This window comes from Streptomyces sp. NPDC055099, assembly GCF_053607685.1.
This window is the reverse complement of sequence record NZ_JBSGUA010000026.1, coordinates 17879-35447: the sequence shown is the minus strand read 5'-3', so window position 1 is coordinate 35447 and position 17569 is coordinate 17879. Positions and strand designations below refer to the sequence as shown.

Sequence of the window (17569 nt, the reverse complement as noted above, 5' to 3'; positions counted from 1 at the left end):
CGACACAGTCACCCTTGCCGATCAACCCAGTTGGCCGGAACTCTTCGCTTTTTTGAACCGGGCGGGAATCTTCCGGAGCTCCCGTTCGTCCTTGAGTAAGGGAAACGGGGACAGCGGCGCCAGGGGAGCGCATGCCGCCATCAGGCGGCGTAAAGCTGCGTATACCGGGCAGCCAGTGGAGAGTCGGGTCCGCCGACATCTCAGCGAACAGCCCGAGAGCATCGGGGGAGTGACGATTTTGATGGGCACGGCAGAGCGCCAGAGGACGACCGCGGATGAACACGAGGCATCCGGGCGCGGGGAGCGGCGCGAGGCGACCGGACAGCAATCCGGCGAGGAGCGCAGGGAGTTGTGGGTCGAGGAACCGGCGCGCAGACGGCGCCTGCCCGATCCGGTGCGTACGGCCGCGGTGCGAGCCGTGATCATAGTGGCGCTGACGCTCATGCAGGCGATGACGGCGTTCCTGTGCACGATGGCCGGATCCTGGCTGTCCTTCCCGATGGTGCTCAGCAGCGTGGCCAGCACCGTCGTCGCCACCTGGGGCGTCCTGGACGTATGGGTGACGCGCCAGGTCTGGAACCAGCGCAACGGCGTGGTGTCGGTGCCGAGCAGCACGGCACGTCAGCTGCGGCGCGAGCGGCGCCGGGCCCGCCGACAGGCCCGGACGGCGGCGCGCGGCGACGGACGCATACGCAGGCGCGGCGGAGCGGGACAGTTGTCGCACTCCTAGGCCGCGGCGCCCGGGTCGCCTAGGCCGCGACGGGCAGCTCCGCGAGCAGGCCGCGTCGCATGCGCATGAACGGGCGTGGCCGGTCCACCGCGAGGACCGCGGTGGTGTGCCCCTCCCGCTCGTACGCGGCGAGGAAGCTGCCCTCCTCCGGCGCCCCTTCGAGGAGGCGCACGGTGTCGTCGGCGCGCCGCCGCCCGGCGAACTGGATGCGGGAGCCGTACTGATCGGACCAGAAGTACGGCAGTGGACGCACCGTCTCGGCCGTGTGCCCGGCCAGCAGGTTCCGTACAGCGACACGGGGTTGCTCCGTGGCGCTCGTCCAGTGCTCGGCCCGTGTGCCGCCCACGCGGGCGACATCGCCCACCGCGACCACGTGCGGCAGCCCGGTGACGCAGCCGTCGTCGCAGAGCACTCCGTCGCCGACGGCGACGGTCGAGCCCGCGAGCCAGCCGGTGTTGGGGACGGCCCCGATGCCCACGACGATCACGTCGGCGGGCAGCAGACGGCCATCGGCAAGCTCCACCGCGCGTACGGCACTCTCGCCGTGCAAGGCGGCGACACCGGTGCCCGTCACGAGTTCCGCTCCCCCGCGCGCGTGCAGTCCGGCACAGAACGCCGCCATGTCCGCGCCCAGTTGCGGGAGAAGCGGCAGCGGGGCCGCCTCGACGACCGTCACCTCGTGCCCGAGCGCCACGCACGAGGACGCGGTCTCCGCGCCGATGAAGCCGCCGCCGATCACGACGACCCGCTGCGGCCCCTCGGTCAGCCGCGCACGCAACGCGCGGGCGTCGTCCAGGGTGCGCAGCGTGTGCACCCCCGACAGGGAGGGCCCCGGCAGACGGCGCGCGGAGGCGCCGGTCGCGATGACGACCCCGTCACTCGCGATGGTCCTGCCATCCTCCAGGAGCACGGTGCGGCCGCGTGAGTCGAGGCCCCGGGCGCGCCCCCCGAGCAGCCACTCGGCGGCGAGTTCCCCGGCCTCCTCGGCGTCGGACAGGGCGAGTTGGGCCTCGTCGGCCCGGCCGAGGAGGAAGTCCTTGGAGAGCGGCGGCCTGTCGTACGGTTGATGCGGCTCGTCGCCGATGATCACGAGCCGTCCGTCGTATCCCTGGGCGCGCAGTTCGCGCGCCGCGTAGAGCCCGGCGAGCGAGGCACCCACCACGGTGATGGTTCTCATGCGGCGGAACCCTCCTCGGCCACGAGGTGGACATGGATGGTGCCGTCGTCGACGCTCACCCGGTGGGTGCGCACGGCGCGGCGGGCGGGCAGACAGGTCGGCCGACCGGTGCGCAGGTCGAACGAGGCGGCGTGGAGCGGGCATTCGACCAGGCAGCCCTCAAGCCATCCCTCGGAAAGAGAGGCGTCCTGGTGGGTGCAGGTGTCGTCGATGGCGTAGATCTCGCCGTCGGCGTTGAACACCGCGACGGGAGGTGTGGTGTCGACACGGACGGATTCGCCCGCGGGGAGGTCTTCTAGGCGGCAGACGGGAATCATGGGCCCCCCTCTTGATCTCTCTCGGCCGGTCCCGACACCTTTTCGGCCCAGGACCCTTCGGTAACATGATGTTTCGCATGGCGCACGAGGGAGCGCTATGCGCAACAGACTCCGGCCGGGAAGCCCACCGCGTCAAGGGCTTCCCGCAGATGCGGCTTCAACGGGCCGCGAGGTGGTGAGAGTTGAGATATGACCGGCACCCGGAAACAGCCTGATCAGAACGAGGAGCCGCACGAGGATCGCCCCGAGAACGTGCCCGGGTCCCGCGAGAAGCAGCCGAAGGCCGCGCCGGCCTCCGTCCAGTCCGTGGACCGCGCGGTCAGCGTCCTGGAGATACTCGCCCGGCTCGGCGAGGCCGGGGTCACGGAGATCGCCGACGAGTTGGGGGTGCACAAGTCGACGGCCTTCCGGCTGCTCGGGGTCCTGGAGAACCGTGGCCTCGTGGGCCAGGCCAAGGACCGCGGGAAGTACTTCCTGGGGGCCGGCGTACTGCGCCTCGCGGGGGCGGCGGCAGTGCGCCTGGACATCTCCCAGGAGGGCGGCCCGGTCTGCCGCGAGCTCGCCGACGAGCTGGGCGAGACGGTCAACATCGCGATCCTGGACGACGACGCCGCGGTCAACATCATGCAGGCCCGCGGCCCCGCGTCCGTGACCGCGCAGAACTGGCTGGGCAGGCGCACACCGCTGCACGCCACCTCCAGCGGCAAGATACTGCTCGCCCATCTGCCGACGACGCTGCGCGAGGGGCTGATCGCCCGGACGCTGCCGCGCCTGACCGAGCACACGGTGACCGGGACGGTGGCGCTGCGCGGGGAGTTGGAGGCCGTCGTCGACCAAGGGTTCGCCATCGCCGTGGAGGAGCTCGAGGTGGGCCTGGCGGCCGTCGCCGCGCCGGTGCGCGCGCACGACGGCAAGGTGATCGGGGCGCTCAGCGCGTCCGGGCCCGTGTACCGCCTGACCGAGGACCGCCTGACCGAGCTCGCCAAGCGCACGGTCGCCGCGGCCGTGGAGCTGTCGCGGCGGATGGGGTACGGCTTCTGAGCGACGGTCACCACTAGCCGGGACGCGGGCGGAGAACGAGGGCCGAGAACCAGGCCCGCGAATCAGGCCCGCGAACGAAAGCCGAGAACCAGGGCAGCGAACGAGGGCGGAACCGGTACATCCGGTTCCGCCCTCGCCCTGTCTCGGGGGCGTTTCGCTGTGCGCTGCTGATTTGCCAAGGGTTAACTCCCACCCCTTGACGGCCTCTTGATGGCGTTCCCACTATGTCTCTCATAGCGCAACCCGACGTGCAGTGCGCAACAGCAGAGGAGTCTGGTCGTGCCACACGAGGTCCGTGCCGCCGTCGCCATGAAGAAGGGCGCACCCGTCGAGGTGCAGACGATCGTCGTGCCAGATCCCGGACCGGGAGAGGTACTTGTCTCCGTGCAGGCCTGCGGGGTCTGCCACACGGATCTGCACTACCGGGAAGGCGCGATCAACGACGACTTCCCGTTCCTGCTCGGCCACGAGGCCGCAGGCACCATCGAGGCGATCGGTGCCGACGTCGCCGATCTGGCGCCCGGCGACTATGTGGTCCTCGCCTGGCGGGCACCCTGCGGAGCCTGCCGTTCCTGCCTGCGCGGCCGTCCCTGGTACTGCTTCGACTCCCGCAACGCCGCTCAACCCATGACCCTCCTGGACGGCACTCCCCTGAGCCCCGCCCTCGGCATCGGCGCCTTCGCCGAGAAGACCCTGGTCGCCGCAGGGCAGGCCGTGAAGGTCGACCCGGCGGCCCGCCCCGAGGCCGCCGGGCTCATCGGCTGCGGGGTGATGGCGGGGTACGGAGCCGCCGTGAACACCGGCCAGGTGGGCCGCGGCGACACCGTGGCCGTCATAGGCTGCGGCGGCGTCGGCAACGCCGCCATCGCCGGTGCCTCGCTGGCGGGGGCGCGCCGCGTCATCGCCGTTGACATCGACGAGGCCAAGCTCGACGGGGCGACCCGGTTCGGCGCCACGCACACCGTCAACTCCCGCGGCACGGACCCGGTCGACGCGGTCCGCGAACTCACCGGCGGTTTCGGGGTCGACGTCGCGATCGACGCGGTCGGCACCCCGTCGACGTACAAGCAGGCGTTCTACATGCGCGATCACGCGGGTGTCCTCGTGCAGGTCGGGGTGCCCGACCCGGAGATGCGGATCGATCTGCCACTGATCGACCTGTTCTCACGCGGTGGCGCTCTCAAGTCCTCCTGGTACGGCGACTGCCTGCCGACCCGGGACTTCCCGATCCTCGTCGACCAGTACCTCACCCGCCGCCTCGACCTCGGCGGCTTCGTCTCGGAGACCATCACGCTCGACCAGGTCGAGGAGGCGTTCGGCAGGATGCACCGCGGCGAGGTACTGCGTTCGGTGGTGGTCCTGTGAGCAGCCGTGATCCCGTGAGCGGGCGTTCCGCGACGCCCCGTGTCGTCGTCATCGGCGCGGGCATCGTCGGGTGCTCGCTCGCCGACGAGCTGACCGCCCGCGGCTGGACCGACGTCACGGTCCTCGAACAGGGCCCGCTGCCCGCCCCCGGCGGATCGACCTCGCATGCCCCCGGTCTCGTCTTCCAGACAGGTCCGTCCAAGACCCTGACCGCCTTCGCGACGTACACGGTCGAGAAGTTCCGGGCCCTTGAGGTGGACGGTCTGCCCTGCTTCAACCCGGTCGGCGGCCTGGAAATCGCCACCACGCCCGAGCGCTGGGCCGACCTGCACCGCAAGGCCGGTTACGCCGCATCCTGGGGCGTGCGCGCGCAGCTCGTCGGCCCGGCCCGGTGCAAGGAGATGTGGCCGCTCATCGACGAGAGCAAGGTCCTCGGCGGACTGCACACCCCTGACGACGGGCTCGCCCGTGCCGTGCTCGCCTGCCGCGCGCAGATCGACCGGGCACGCGCGCGTGGCGCGCGATTCCTCGACCGGCACACCGTGACCGGCGTGGAGCAGGAGGAAGGACGCGTCACCGCCGTCGTGACCGACCGGGGGACCTTCCCCGCCGATCACGTCGTGTCGGCGGCAGGTTTCTGGGGCCCGGTGATCGCGCGCATGGCAGGCGTCGACATCCCCCTCCTGCCGCTCGCCCACCAGTACGCCAAGACAGCCCCGCTCCCCGAGCTCGCGGGCGTCAACGACCCGCGCACGGAGGCATCGAAGCCGATCCTCCGCTTCCAGGACCGCGACCTGTACTTCCGTGAGCACACCGACCGCATCGGCATCGGTTCCTACGCCCACCGGCCCCTGCCCGTGGACGCCTTCACCGTCCCGGCGTACGACGACGCGGCGGACATGCCGTCCTCGTACCCCTTCACCGAGGAGGATTTCGCGCCGAGTTGGGAGAACTGCGGGTGGCTGCTGCCTTCCCTGCGCGGCACCGAGGTCGCGGAGGGCTTCAACGGCGTCTTCTCCTTCACCCCGGACGGCATGCCGGTCCTCGGTGAGTCCCGTGCCCTGCGCGGATTCTGGCTGGCCGAGGCGGTGTGGGTGACGCACTCCGCGGGCGTGGCCAAGGCGGTCGCCGAGTGGATGACCGACGGGCGGCCCTCCGTCGACGTACACGACTGCGACCTCACCCGCTTCGAGGACGCCCAGCGCTCCCCCGCGTACGTCACCGACCGCGGCGCCCAGCAGTTCGTGGAGGTGTACGACGTCCTGCATCCGCTGCAGCCCATGGAGCAGCCGCGCCCCCTGCGGGTGAGCCCCTTCTACGCCCGTCAGCAGGAGCTGGGCGCGGTCTTCCTTGAGGGCGGCGGCTGGGAGCGTCCGCACTGGTACGAGGCGAACGCCCCACTCCTCGCGGACGTCCAGGTCCCCGAGCGTGATGCCTGGTCGGCCCGCCACTGGTCGCCGATCGCGGCCGCGGAGGCGAAGGCGACCCGCGAGAAAGTCGCCCTCTATGACATGACCCCCCTGCGCCGTCTGGAGGTCTCGGGCCGCGGTGCGCTCGCCTTTCTGCAGCGCATGACCTCGAACAACCTGGCCAAGAAGCCCGGCGCGGTGACGTACACCCTCCTCCTGGACGAGGCGGGCGGTATCCGCTCCGACCTCACGGTGGCGCGGCTCGCCCCGGACCGCTTCCAGGTCGGCGCCAACAGTCCGGCCGATCTCGACTGGCTCCTGCGCCACGCGCCCGACGACGTCCACCTGCGGGACATCACGTCGGGCACCTGCTGCGTCGGAGTCTGGGGCCCGCTCGCCCGCGACCTCGTCCAGCCGCTCACCCGCGACGACTTCTCGCACGAGGCGTTCGGCTACTTCCGGGCCAAGGAGACGTACATCGGGCATGTCCCGGTCACGGCGATGCGCCTGTCGTACGTCGGCGAGCTGGGCTGGGAGCTCTACACGAGCGCCGACACGGGGCTCCGCCTCTGGGACACCCTCTGGGAGGCGGGGCGGGAGCACGGGGTGATCGCGGCCGGGCGATCGGCGTTCAACAGCCTGCGCCTGGAGAAGGGCTATCGCGCGTGGGGCCATGACATGACCACCGAACACAACCCGTACGAGGCGGGTGTCGGCTTCGCCGTCCGCATGGACCGCGGCGACTTCGTGGGCCGGGCCGCACTCGAACAACTCGACGCCCCCACGCGCAGGCTGACCGCCCTGCTGCTCGACGATCCGGCCGCCGTGGTCCTCGGCAAGGAACCGGCCCACGTCGACGGGGCGCCGGCCGGCTACGTCACCAGCGCCTCGTACGGCTACACGCTGGGCCGGTGCGTCGCCTACGCGTGGCTGCCGCCGCTGGAGGCGGGCACGGGCGTGCACGTCGAGTACTTCGGCGAGAAGGTGCCCGCGACGGTCGCCGAAGAGCCGCTGTTCGACCCGAAGATGACCCGCATCCGCCGCTAGAGGGCACCCCGCCACAGACCCATCGGCTGTTCCGCTGTTCTGGAGGAAGCTCTGTGTCCCCCACCTACGACGTGATCGTGATCGGCCTCGGCGGCATGGGCAGCGCCGCCGCCCACCACCTGTCCGCGCGCGGCGCCCGCGTCCTCGGCCTGGAGAAATTCGGTCCCGTCCACCACCGCGGCTCCAGTCACGGCGGTTCACGCATCACCCGGCAGTCCTACTTCGAGGACCCCGCGTACGTACCGCTGCTCCTTCGCTCGTACGAGCTGTACGCACGCCTTGAGCGCGACACCGGCCGCGAGATCGCCACCCTGTGCGGCGGCGTGATGATCGGCCGGCCCGAGAGCCGCACCGTCTCCGGTTCACTGCTCTCGGCGCGGCAGTGGGACCTGCCCCACGAGATGCTCGACGCCACCGAGATACGCCGCCGATTCCCGACACTCGCCCCAGGTGACGACGAGGTCGCGCTGTACGAGTCGCGCGCCGGGCTCGTCCGCCCCGAGAACACCGTCGCCGCCCATCTGCAGCTCGCCACGCGGCAGGGCGCCGACCTGCACTTCGAGGAGCCGATGACGCGCTGGGAGCCGTATCGGGGCGGCGTCCGGGTGCACACTCCCGAAGACACCTACACCGCCGGTCAGTTGGTCATCTGCCCGGGGGCCTGGGCGCCGCGGCTCCTGAGCGACATCGGGGTGCCGTTCACCATCGAGCGCCAGGTCATGTACTGGTTCCAGCCGTCGGGCGGTGTGCGGCCCTTCCTGCCGCAGAACCACCCGATCTACATCTGGGAGGACGCGAACGACGTACAGGTCTACGGCTTCCCGGCCATCGACGGACCTGACCTCGGCGCCAAGGTCGCCTTCTTCCGCAAGGGCACGCCCTGCACACCGGAGAACATCGAGCGCACCGTCCATGAGCACGAGGTCACCGCGATGGCGGAGCACATGGCGGGCCACATCCCCTCCCTGCCCGGGCGCTTCCTCAAGGCCGCGACCTGCATGTACTCCAACTCGCCCGACGAACACTTCGTCATCTCCCGCCACCCGGCCCACCCGGAATCGGTCACCGTGGCCGCCGGGTTCTCCGGGCACGGCTTCAAGTTCGTGCCGGTCGTCGGCGAGATCGTCGCCGATCTGGCGCTGCGGGGCACCACCGATCACCCCATCGAGCTCTTCGACCCCAGCCGCCTGGCCGCCGCGCCCGCTTGAGGTGTGCCGCGCCCGCCTTAGGAGAACGCCACCGTGACGACGACCCCCGAGGCCCCGTCCGCCGCCAGCCTGATGACCACGCTGCCGGGCCACTTCTACACCGATCCCGAGATCTTCCGGCAGGAGCAGGAACGCGTCTTCGAGTCGCTCTGGTTCTGCGCGGTGCGCGCCGCCGACCTCGGCAAACCCGGCGCCTTCCGCACCGTCCAGGTCGGCCGCGAGAGCGTACTGATCACCCGCTCCCGCTCCGGGGAGCTGCGCGCGTTCCTCAACATCTGCCGGCACCGCGGCGCCCGGCTCTGCACCCAGGAGGCGGGCGAGGTGCGCCGCGCGCTCCAGTGCCCGTACCACGCGTGGACGTACGACCTCGACGGCAAGCTGATCGCCGCGCCGAACCTGGTGAAGATGCCCGACGTCGACCGCACGGCGTACGGCCTGGTCAAGGTCGCGCTGCGGGAGTGGCTCGGCTACGTCTGGGTGTGCCTGGCCGACGAACCGCCGTCCTTCGAGGAGACCGTCATCGGCGCGGCGGTGGAACGTCTGGGCGACGCGGCGTCCATAGAGCGTTACGGGACCGAATCGCTGGCCCTCGGCAAACGCGTCACGTATGACGTACGGGCCAACTGGAAGCTGATCGTCGAGAACTTCATGGAGTGCTATCACTGCGCGACCATCCACCCCGAACTGACCGATGTCCTGCCGGAGTTCGCGGACGGGTTCGCCGCCCAGTACTACGTCGGGCACGGCGCCTCGTTCGGCGAGGAGGTCAGCGGGTTCACCGTCGACGGCGGCCCCGGCTTCGGCCGGCTGCCCGAGGTCGCCGAGGACCAGGACCGCCGCTACTACGCGATCACGATCAAGCCGACCGTCTTCATCAACCTCGTCCCCGACCATGTGATCCTGCACCGCATGTTCCCGCTGGCCGAGGACCGCACGGTCGTCGAGTGCGACTGGCTGTACGCACCGGAGGTCGTCGCGTCCGGTGTCGACCTCACCAGGTCCGTGGAGCTCTTCCACCGGGTCAACGAACAGGACTTCGAGGCCTGCGAGCGCACCCAGCCCGCGATGGCGTCACGCGCCTATCGCGAGGGCGGCGTGCTCGTGCCGACCGAGCACCACATCGGCCTGTTCCACGAGTGGCTGGCCGACCGGCTGGCCTGAGGCTTACGGAGCCGAGGCGGCGGGCCGCTTGTACATGCGCGTCGCCGTGATCTCCCCGTGCACGGTCTCCTCGGCCGGGTCCTGCTGCGGCAGACCCGGCCGCAGGTGCTCCTCGACGCTGATGTACTTCAGCCCTGCGCGCAGGTCCGCGTCGTTCCGCAACCGGATGACCAGCGGGAACTCCGCGAGCGCCGTCGTGTCGAACAGGCCGGTGGTGTAGAGGAGCTGCACTCCGAGCGCGTCCGAGACGGCCCGCTGGAGTTCCAGGAGGTACGTGGCGTTGGCGCGGCCGATGGGGTTGTCGAGGAAGAGCGTGCCGGCGTGCCGGTGCTTGTCGCGGCCCCGGTCGTTGCTGCGCAGGGCGGCCATCGTGCAGTACAGGGCGATGGCCGCGGTGAGCAGCTGACCACCGGAGAAGACGTCGCCCATCTGACCGACCGGCACCCGCTCGGCGCGCAGCACGGCGTCCGGCTTGAGGATCTCGACGGCGATGCCACGCGGCTCAAGAGCGGCCTGAACTCCGCGAAGGAGCAGGGACATGCCGTCCCGCCGCATGTCGGAGTTCTTCTTGACCGCGGCCCGCGTGGCCTCGTCGATGACCTCGCCGAGGCGCTCGGTCAGCGTCGCCTGGTCGGGCTCCTCGAAGCGGACGCGCAGGAACTCCTGGCCCGACCACTCCCCGAGGCCCTCGGGCAGCTGGGAGAGGCGCTGCGCGGAACGCAGCGTGGCGAGCGAGGACTCCACGAGGCCACGCAGGCGGTCCACGATGCTGTCGCGGTTGCGCTCCAACTGCTCCAGCTCGTCGGTGAGCACACGCAGCCGGGGCGCGAAGGCGTCGGCCCACTTCTTGGCATGCTCCGGCAGCGCGGAGGCGGGCAGTTCGCGGATCTGCTGGCGGGCGGGGGTGCGCACCTGCTCGTAGCGCGTGGAGTTGGCGTGCCGTACGAGGATGTCGCTGGCCTCGCGGACGGCGGCCTCGGCAGTGGAGAGGTCGGCGGCGCAGCCGCGCAGGGAGCGCCGGGCCTCCGACGCGGACTGGCGGGCCTCTTCGAGGGAGCCGGGGTAGGGCTCGGGCTCTTCGGCGGCCTCCTCCTCGTGATGCTGCTCGCGCAGGAGGTCCCGCAGGAGCGCCGCGGTCTCGTCGAAGCCGCCGGCGGCGTCCTCGGTGGCGCGGTGGGCGTGCAGGAGGGTGGCGTGCGCGTCCTTGGCCTGGCTCAACGCCTCGGTGTGGGCGGCCAGTTCGGCGGTGGCGGTGCGCAGGAGGGCCTGTGCGTGCTCGGCGTCGGCGGGGACCAGGTCCTCGGGGAGCTCGGTGTGCGCTTCGGCGTCGTCCTGCGGGGCGAGTCGCTCGGCCTCGCCGCGGAGCCTGCCGAGCTGCTCGCTCGCGGCGGAGGCGCGGGTCTCGATGAGCTGGACCTGGGCCTCGGCGCGCGCGGACGCGGCCTGCCGGGAGGGGCCGTCGGAGCCGTCCGTGCCTTCCAGGAGCAGGGCGGCGCGGGTGCGGACCTTGTTGCTGAGCCGGTCGAGCTCGGCGAGGGCGCCGCTCTCGTCGCTTTCGGCGCGGGCCTGTTCGGCGCGCAGGTCGGCGCCGACGCCGACCTTCTCGTAGAGCTGGGAGGCGGCGCGGTAGGCCTCGCGGAGGGCGGGCAGCGACGACTTGGGGGCCGCGGTGTCCTTGGGGTCCTCCGGCACGTCCTCGGGGGCGCCCGCGATCTCGGCGCGCTCGGCCCGCAGGGCGCGGGCGGTGCGGCGGGCGTCGTCGGCGGCGCGCTGGGCGGCGCGCCGGTCCTCGTCGGCGGCGCGGGCGCGGTCCAGACAGGTCTGGGCGCGGGCCTCGGACTCCACGGCGTCATCGGCCAGTTCACGCAGCTTGGTCTGCCAGCCCGCGCGCTCGCGCAGGCGGAACGCGAGGCCCGCGAGTGCGTCGGCGACGCGCCGCGCGCGCTGGGCGGCCTCCTGGCGCTCGTCACGCGCGCGTGCCGCTTCGGCCGCCGTCTCGTCGGCCTCGGCCCGGACCGTGCGGGCCTCGGCGAGTTCGGCCTCGGCTTCTTCGGCGAAGGCGCGGGCGCTGCGTGCGGCGGCGGCGAGCTCTTCGATGCGTCCTGCGGGGCAGCCGGCGCGCCAGGAGGCAAGCCGCGCGGCGAGCTCGCGGTCCTTGGTGAGGCGCGCGGCGAGTGTGCGGATCTCCTCGTCGCGCCGCGCCGCCCGGGTGCGGAGCGCCTGCCGCTCCTCGTCGGCGGCGTGTTCGTCGTGCATGGCGGGGTTCGGCGGCACGAGGAAGACGTCCCCGCCCTGCGCGTCCTCGCCGGGGGTCGGCGCGAGGAGGGCTGCCGCGGTGCCGACGGCGACGGCGGAGCGGGGCAGCAGGGCGGCGCCGGCGAGCGCCTCGCGGGCCCGTGCGTGCGTGGCGGGGTCGGTGATGACGACGCCGTCGACCAGTTCGGGCCGGGCGGCGAGCACGCGCGCGTGGTCGGCGGGGTCGACGGCCTGCGCGAGATAGCGCCAGCCGGGCAGCGCGGGGATGCCGTGCTCGCCGAGGAACTCGACGGTGGCCAGGACGTCGGGCCCCGGCGGAAGGAGGCCGCCGTCGCCGAGTGCGCCCAGGATGCGGGAGTCGTCCGCGGCGGCGGTCCGCAGCTCGAAGAGCTGCCGCTCGGCGGATGCGACCCCGTCCTCCAGGAGGGTGCGGAGGTCGTCGGCGCTGCGGTCCAGTTCGGTGAGGGAGAGCGCGCCATCGATCGGGGTGCGGGTGCCGGGGGCGGCGGCCTCGTCCTCCCGGTCGCCGCTGTTGCCCGTGTCCGCGGCGCCCTGACGAGGCTGCGGCACACCTCCCTGGGGGCTCGCCCCGGGAAGGCCGAGCAGTTCGGCGAGGCGCTCGTCCCCGGCGATCGACTCCGCCGCCCGGCGCTCCGCGTCGTACGCGTGCTCGGCCGCGTCCGCGGCGTCCGACGCGCGGGCCGCGGTGAGTTCGGCGCGGGCCTCGGCCGCGGCTGCCTCCTTGGCGTGCTCGGCGGCGCGCAGGGAGGTCTCGCGGGCGGTGTCCCAGGCGGCCGCCGCGGTCTTCTCGGCGTCGCTGGCGGCCAGCGCGGCGCGCGCCGGGTCGGCGTCCGGCGCGGTGTCGTCGAGCCAACCCGCGCGGACGGCCTCCGCGGTCTCCTGCTCAACCTCGGAGAGGCGCTGACGCAGGTGTCCTGCCTCGCTGCGGGCGCGCTGCGCCTCGGTCGCGGCGATGGTCGCGTCGCGGTGGGCGGCCTCGCCGGTCTCCTGGAGCGCGGCCGAACGCTCCTCCTCCTCGTTCGCGAGCGACTCGGCGCCCTCGGCCGCGGTGTGCAGGACACGGACGAGGTCGGCCGCCGCCTTGGAGCGGGCGGCGAGTGCAGGCGCCGCGTCCCTTTCGGCCTCCAGGATCGCGGAGGCCACGCGCGCGGAGCGGTCGGCGGCAGCACGGTGACGCAGGACGGCCTCGGCCGCCTGCCAGGCGGCATGCAGTTGACGCGCGTCGGCCAGCTCGCGGCGCTGGGCGGCGGCGGCCTTCTCCGCGACGGTGAGCGCCAAGGAGGCGTGCCGGAAGGCGAGTTCGGCGGAGATCAGGGCGGACCTGCCGCGTGCTTCCTCCGCCGTGGTGACGGTCTGCGCGGCGGCGGTGACCCGCTCGGCGAGTTCTCCCGCCTTGTTCCGCTCGGCGACGGCGCGCGCGGAGAAGCGGCGGGCGAGCGTACGGGTGCGCCGCTCGGCTCCCGCGTGCACGTCACGCGCGCGTGAGCGTGCGTCGGCGGCGTCGACGATGCGGCCGAGCAGGTCGACGGAGCCCGCGGTGAAGTCCCGCTCGGCGATGAGTTCGGAGCGGCGGCCCAGCTTGTTGCCGAAGCCGTGCACGAGGTCGGCGAGGCCGTCCGTGTCGCGGGTGTCCGTGACGGCGCGCAGCAGCAGGTCGGTGAAGTCGGAGTCCTTCTTGACGGCGAAGAGGCCGGCGGCCTCGCCCTCGTCGGCGTTCATCTCGCGCTGGTAGCGGAAGAGTTCGGGGTCCAGGCCCAGGTCGCCGAGGTGTTCGTTCCAGCGGTCGTGGATCTCCTCCCAGTGCACCTCGAGGTGGGGGTACGCCTTGCCCGCCTCGGTCAGCGCGTCACGGAAGCCCTTCATGGTGCGCCGCCGCCCCTGGGCGCCCGACGCGCCTTCCACAAGGGGGCGTACGGCGGTGGACTCGGCGACCGGCAGCGAGTCCAGGCTCATGCCGGGGCCCGGCCGGAAGGAGTACCACGCCTCGGCGAACTTCCGCGGGTCGTTGGAGACCTGCCGTCCGCGCCACTCGCTGACCTTGCCGACGACGACGCACTCGCCGGTCAGGGTGTGCTGCCACTCCAGGGCGACGTGCCCGCAGTCGTCGGCGAGCAGGAACTTGCGCAGCACTCCGGAGCTCGCGCCGCCCAGCGTGTTCCGGTGCCCCGGCAGCATCACCGAGAAGATCAGCTTGAGCAGGACGGACTTGCCGCCGCCGTTCTCCAGGAAGAGCACGCCCGCGGGCGCGGGGCGGCGCGGGGGGCCGACCGGCTCGTCCTCGAAGAACTCCGCCTGGGCGGGCGCGGGGTCGGGCACCTCCGCGCCGACGCCGCGCAGGTCAAGCACGGTGTCGGCGTAGCGCGCACCGGCTGGGCCGATGGAGTAGAGGCGGACCCGGGACAGCTCGTACATGGCGGCGGACTCTCGTCGTAAGTCGTGGGGAACAGCGGGAAGGTGGGGGCGGGGCGAGAGACGTCAGGAGTGGAAGGGCAGCCCCGCGTCGGCGGCCAGCTCCAGATCGTCGGAGTCTTCGGGGGGCAGCAGGGTCGCGGACCCGTCCGTGACGGGCACGATGCCCAGTTCCAGGAGTTCGGCCATGGCGGCGCCGCCCGCCATGTCGCGCACCTGCAGCTGATAGCGGGCCGTGGTGCGGTAGGTGCCCCCGGAGTCGTCGCCGGTGCGCTGCAGGAACCCGGAGTCGGTGAGGAACGCGACGGCCTTGCCGATGATCCCGGTGGTCGACCCGGCGAGCCGCCGGGCGTCCTTGGTGGCGCCCGTCGAGCTGCGCCGTGCCCAGATCCGCCAGGCCGCCTCCAGACCGGGGGCGTCGGTGGCCGGGTCGGAGTTCTCGCCCTGTTCCTCGGCGCGCTCCTCCAGGCGGTGGCAGGCCTGCCGTACGAAGGCGTCCACGCCGTTGACCGTGACGCGGCCGATGTAGCCGTCGTCGGCGAGGTCCTCGGGGCGCGGGAACGCCAGTGCGGCGACGGCGAGATGGGCCAGACCGTGCAGGAAGCGGTCGGTGGAGTCGGCCGCCGTACGGCGTGCGTAGTCGCCCATGCGGACGGCGAACACGGAGTCCTCGGCGGCCGTCACCGCCATCCCCGCGCGCGGGGACACCTCAAGGACGACGAGCCCGAGCCCGGCGGCGACGGCGTCGGCGAGCCGCGCGAAGGGCGGGTCCTCGCGGTACCTGCGCAGCAGTTCGGCGTACTCCTGGTCGCGGGCGGGCTGGAGCTTGGGCTGCAGGCCGAAGGCGACCAGGCGTGCGGCGTCGGCGGCGTCGGCCGGGGTGATGGGGGCGGTCGCCGCGGGCGGCGCCGTCGCGTCCGGCTCGCCCCACGCGGCGTGCTCTGCGGGGTGCTCGGTCACGGCTTGTGCTCCTTGCGGCGGTCGTACGGGAGAAGGGGGTGGGGGTCGGGTGTGCTCACGAGCGATTCAGGGGTGCTCACGAGCGGCTCGGGATTGCTCACGCGCCCTCCGTCCGGCCGGCCGCCATGCCGGCGGCGTCGAGCAGCGCCGTGCCCACGATGAGGTCGGCGCCGCCGAACTCGGGGTCGTCGAGCTGGACACCGTCGTCCACGGCGAACAGGAGCTTCTCCTCGCCCTGGCGGTAGGCGGTGCCGACCGGCGGGCTGGCCGCGTGGACGGCGAGGAGGGCGACCAGATAGGGCAGTTCGGTGTCGCGCCGGCGGGCGTCGGCGAGCAGTCCGGACAGGCGCCTCGGCGCGTCGGCGGGCAGGTCGAGCAGCTCCATGGCGTCGGCGAGCTGTTCCTCGCTGAAGCGGCTGTCGTCGGGGGTGGCGATGAGGTCGGGCTCGGGCATCTCCATGCCCAGGTGCTCCCGCTCCTGCGGCGGCGTGAGCAGTATGTCGACCAGGTCGCCGACGCGGACGGACACGGGTGTGCGCAGCCCCGTGCCGCGCGCGAAGAACGCGCCCGTCACGCGGCTCGCCTGCTCGACCGGGAGGGGCAGGAGGGGAGCGACGAGCTGGCCGTACAGATCGAGGCCGGTGCGGGCGGTGGGCGCCGCGAAGGCCTGGCGGTCCTGCTCGGCGCGGAACAGCGGGCCCGCTTCGAGGAGCCGGGACTGGAGCTGGGTGTGACGGCGGATGCAGTCCTTGACGATGTCGACGAGCTCGGCGGCGCGGCGCTTGTGCTCGGGGTCCTCGGACTCGTCGCGTGCCTTGCGGATGTTCGTCAGGATCGCGTTCTCGTGGCGATAGCGGTCGGCGACGTGGTCGAGCGCCTCCGCGATCATGTCGGGGACGGCCCGGAGCCAGTCGACCGCGCGGACGTTGCGCCGGGTGGCGTCCAGGGCCCTGCGGAGCGTCTCGGAGTACTGCACGGTCCGATAGCGGGCCTGCTCGGCGGCGAGCTGGGCGTCGGCGAGGCGGCCGCGGCTGATGAGCACCTCGAGCTTCACCTCGGCGGCGATCTGGGCGCTGGTGACGTCCGTGTCGAGGGCACCCACCAGGACGTTGACCGCTTCGTCCGTCGTGCGGAGATAGACCCCGCCCCCGTACCCGGGCACCTCTTCGATCAGCTTGAAGTCGTAGTCCCTGCGCACATAGGTGCCGTCGGGGGCGAAGGTGCCGTACACGGCGCGGAAGCCGCGGTCGACGCTGCCGACGTTGATCAGGTTCTCCAGGACCCAGCGGGCCACGCGCTCGTGCTCGGCCACGGGACGGCGGGGGGCCTGGGCCCCGACGCGCGGCAGCAGCCTGGCCACGATCTGCTCATGATCGGCGCCGGTGTCGAAGTCCATGTTCAGGGTGACGAGGTCGATGGCGGAGAGGGCCACCTCCGCCATCGCGTACACCGAGTACTCGCCCGCGAGGTTGGCCTTGCGCACGTCCAGGTCATGCAGCGGCGCCGTGCAGGCGAGCGCGCGGAGCCGCCGCGCCAGGCCCTCGTCGGCGGCCGGGCCCAGAGCGGGCCTCGGCCCCGCGCTGAGCTGGGGCGGAGCGGTGTCCGTAACGGCAGGCGAAGTCACGCTGCACAGACTAGATCCTCGGTCTGACAACGGTCGAAACGGCGCAGATCTGGCAACGCCCTTCGGCGGCCGGCCCGGGGCTCAGCCGCTCGTCCGCTCGCCCTCCGCGACGCGGCTGCCGTAGACCTCGACGAGGCCGCGCAGCGAGTCGTCCAGGTAGACCGCGAGCAGCCGCTCGGCCTCCGCGGCGTCGCCCTCCCGCAGGGTGTGCAGTATCTGCCGGTTGCGCGCGAGGTAGGGCTCGTGCAGCCGGCGCGGGTCGTCCACCACGTGGAAGGCCAGGCGGAGTTCGGCGAAGACGCTGCGCATCACCTCGTCGGTGCGGGCGCTTCCGGCGAGGGCGACCAGCTCCCGGTGGAAGTGGATGTTGGCGGTGGAGACGCCCTTCCACTTGCGCTCGCGGGCCGCCTTCGTGCCGTCCGCGACGGCGCTCGCGAGACCGTCGAGGACGAAGGGCGGATCGCCGAGACCGCGGACGACCGCGCATTCCACGAGGCGTCGGGTGCGGTAAATGTCCTCTACGTCCTCCACGGTGAGAACTCGGACAAATACCCCGCGGTTGAGCTGGTGGACCAGCAGTCGTTCATGCGTCAGGAGACGGAAGGCCTCGCGCAGCGTGTTGCGCGAGACGCCGAGCGCGCCGCCGATGCTGTCCTCCGACAGGCGCACCCCCGGCGGGAAGTACCCCTCGGCGATGCGGCTCCGGAGGATGTCCGACACCCGCTCCGCGGTACTGGTGCGCCCCAGGAGCGCACGGTCGTCGGCCAGTCCGCTCGGGTCAGCCATTCCCTCAGCCATGCCCGGATTCAATCGCAGATACAAGAACGAGACAACATGGGTATTG

The 17569-nt window shown here is 72.4% G+C and carries 12 protein-coding genes; 6 read left to right on the top strand and 6 right to left on the bottom strand.

What is annotated here, in order from left to right; translation table 11 throughout:
- The first annotated feature begins 241 nt into the window (after positions 1-241).
- Positions 242-730, top strand: coding sequence for a hypothetical protein (locus tag ACWFRU_RS38520; RefSeq protein WP_453692893.1), 489 nt, complete (start codon positions 242-244; stop codon positions 728-730).
- Positions 731-749: 19 nt separating this feature from the next.
- On the opposite strand, the gene ACWFRU_RS38515 is transcribed toward ACWFRU_RS38520, so the two are convergent.
- On the bottom strand, positions 750-1907 hold the full coding sequence (locus ACWFRU_RS38515; protein WP_453692860.1) for an NAD(P)/FAD-dependent oxidoreductase: 1158 nt from the start codon (positions 1905-1907) through the stop codon (positions 750-752).
- Complete coding sequence (locus ACWFRU_RS38510) at positions 1904-2224, bottom strand: bifunctional 3-phenylpropionate/cinnamic acid dioxygenase ferredoxin subunit (RefSeq protein WP_453692858.1); 321 nt, start codon at positions 2222-2224, stop codon at positions 1904-1906. The genes ACWFRU_RS38515 and ACWFRU_RS38510 overlap by 4 nt, the downstream gene beginning before the upstream one ends.
- A gap of 189 nt (positions 2225-2413) precedes the next feature.
- On the opposite strand from ACWFRU_RS38510, the gene ACWFRU_RS38505 reads away from it, so the two are divergent.
- The 5 genes from ACWFRU_RS38505 (at position 2414) to ACWFRU_RS38485 (ending at position 9455) form a co-directional block, all read left to right on the top strand.
- On the top strand, positions 2414-3265 hold the full coding sequence (locus ACWFRU_RS38505) for an IclR family transcriptional regulator (RefSeq protein ID WP_453692856.1): 852 nt from the start codon (positions 2414-2416) through the stop codon (positions 3263-3265).
- Between the two features lie 279 nt (positions 3266-3544).
- The gene (locus tag ACWFRU_RS38500; protein ID WP_453692854.1) at positions 3545-4630 is read left to right on the top strand and encodes an S-(hydroxymethyl)mycothiol dehydrogenase; all 1086 of its coding nucleotides are present in this window, start codon (positions 3545-3547) and stop codon (positions 4628-4630) included.
- A gap of 14 nt (positions 4631-4644) precedes the next feature.
- Positions 4645-7086 (top strand): GcvT family protein, encoded by a 2442-nt coding sequence (locus ACWFRU_RS38495; protein ID WP_453692852.1) that lies wholly within the window; start codon positions 4645-4647, stop codon positions 7084-7086.
- Between the two features lie 53 nt (positions 7087-7139).
- Positions 7140-8294 (top strand): N-methyl-L-tryptophan oxidase, encoded by a 1155-nt coding sequence (solA, locus tag ACWFRU_RS38490; RefSeq protein WP_453692850.1) that lies wholly within the window; start codon positions 7140-7142, stop codon positions 8292-8294.
- Between the two features lie 33 nt (positions 8295-8327).
- Positions 8328-9455 (top strand): aromatic ring-hydroxylating oxygenase subunit alpha, encoded by a 1128-nt coding sequence (locus ACWFRU_RS38485; RefSeq protein ID WP_453692848.1) that lies wholly within the window; start codon positions 8328-8330, stop codon positions 9453-9455.
- A gap of 3 nt (positions 9456-9458) precedes the next feature.
- Here the strand turns inward: ACWFRU_RS38485 and ACWFRU_RS38480 are convergent, their stop codons facing one another.
- From ACWFRU_RS38480 to ACWFRU_RS38465, 4 genes are all read right to left on the bottom strand, one after another.
- The gene (locus ACWFRU_RS38480) at positions 9459-14144 is read right to left on the bottom strand and encodes a hypothetical protein (protein ID WP_453692846.1); all 4686 of its coding nucleotides are present in this window, start codon (positions 14142-14144) and stop codon (positions 9459-9461) included.
- Between the two features lie 63 nt (positions 14145-14207).
- Positions 14208-15101 carry a hypothetical protein gene (locus ACWFRU_RS38475; RefSeq protein WP_453692844.1) on the bottom strand — a complete coding sequence of 298 codons (894 nt, stop codon included), beginning with the start codon at positions 15099-15101 and terminating at the stop codon, positions 14208-14210.
- Between the two features lie 97 nt (positions 15102-15198).
- Positions 15199-16725: a hypothetical protein gene (locus ACWFRU_RS38470; protein WP_453692842.1), complete on the bottom strand. Its 1527-nt coding sequence runs from the start codon at positions 16723-16725 to the stop codon at positions 15199-15201.
- A gap of 81 nt (positions 16726-16806) precedes the next feature.
- The gene (locus ACWFRU_RS38465) at positions 16807-17511 is read right to left on the bottom strand and encodes a GntR family transcriptional regulator (RefSeq protein WP_453692891.1); all 705 of its coding nucleotides are present in this window, start codon (positions 17509-17511) and stop codon (positions 16807-16809) included.
- Between the last annotated feature and the right edge of the window lie 58 nt (positions 17512-17569).

What these genes read in the sequence shown, in the direction of transcription:
- ACWFRU_RS38510 (WP_453692858.1), bottom strand. Translation starts at nt 2,224, where the DNA reads ATGATTCCCGTCTGCCGCCTAGAAGACCTCCCCGCGGGCGAATCCGTC.
- ACWFRU_RS38505 (WP_453692856.1), top strand. Translation starts at nt 2,414, where the DNA reads ATGACCGGCACCCGGAAACAGCCTGATCAGAACGAGGAGCCGCACGAG.
- ACWFRU_RS38515 (WP_453692860.1), bottom strand. Translation starts at nt 1,907, where the DNA reads ATGAGAACCATCACCGTGGTGGGTGCCTCGCTCGCCGGGCTCTACGCG.
- ACWFRU_RS38465 (WP_453692891.1), bottom strand. Translation starts at nt 17,511, where the DNA reads ATGGCTGACCCGAGCGGACTGGCCGACGACCGTGCGCTCCTGGGGCGC.
- ACWFRU_RS38480 (WP_453692846.1), bottom strand. Translation starts at nt 14,144, where the DNA reads ATGTACGAGCTGTCCCGGGTCCGCCTCTACTCCATCGGCCCAGCCGGT.
- ACWFRU_RS38520 (WP_453692893.1), top strand. Translation starts at nt 242, where the DNA reads ATGGGCACGGCAGAGCGCCAGAGGACGACCGCGGATGAACACGAGGCA.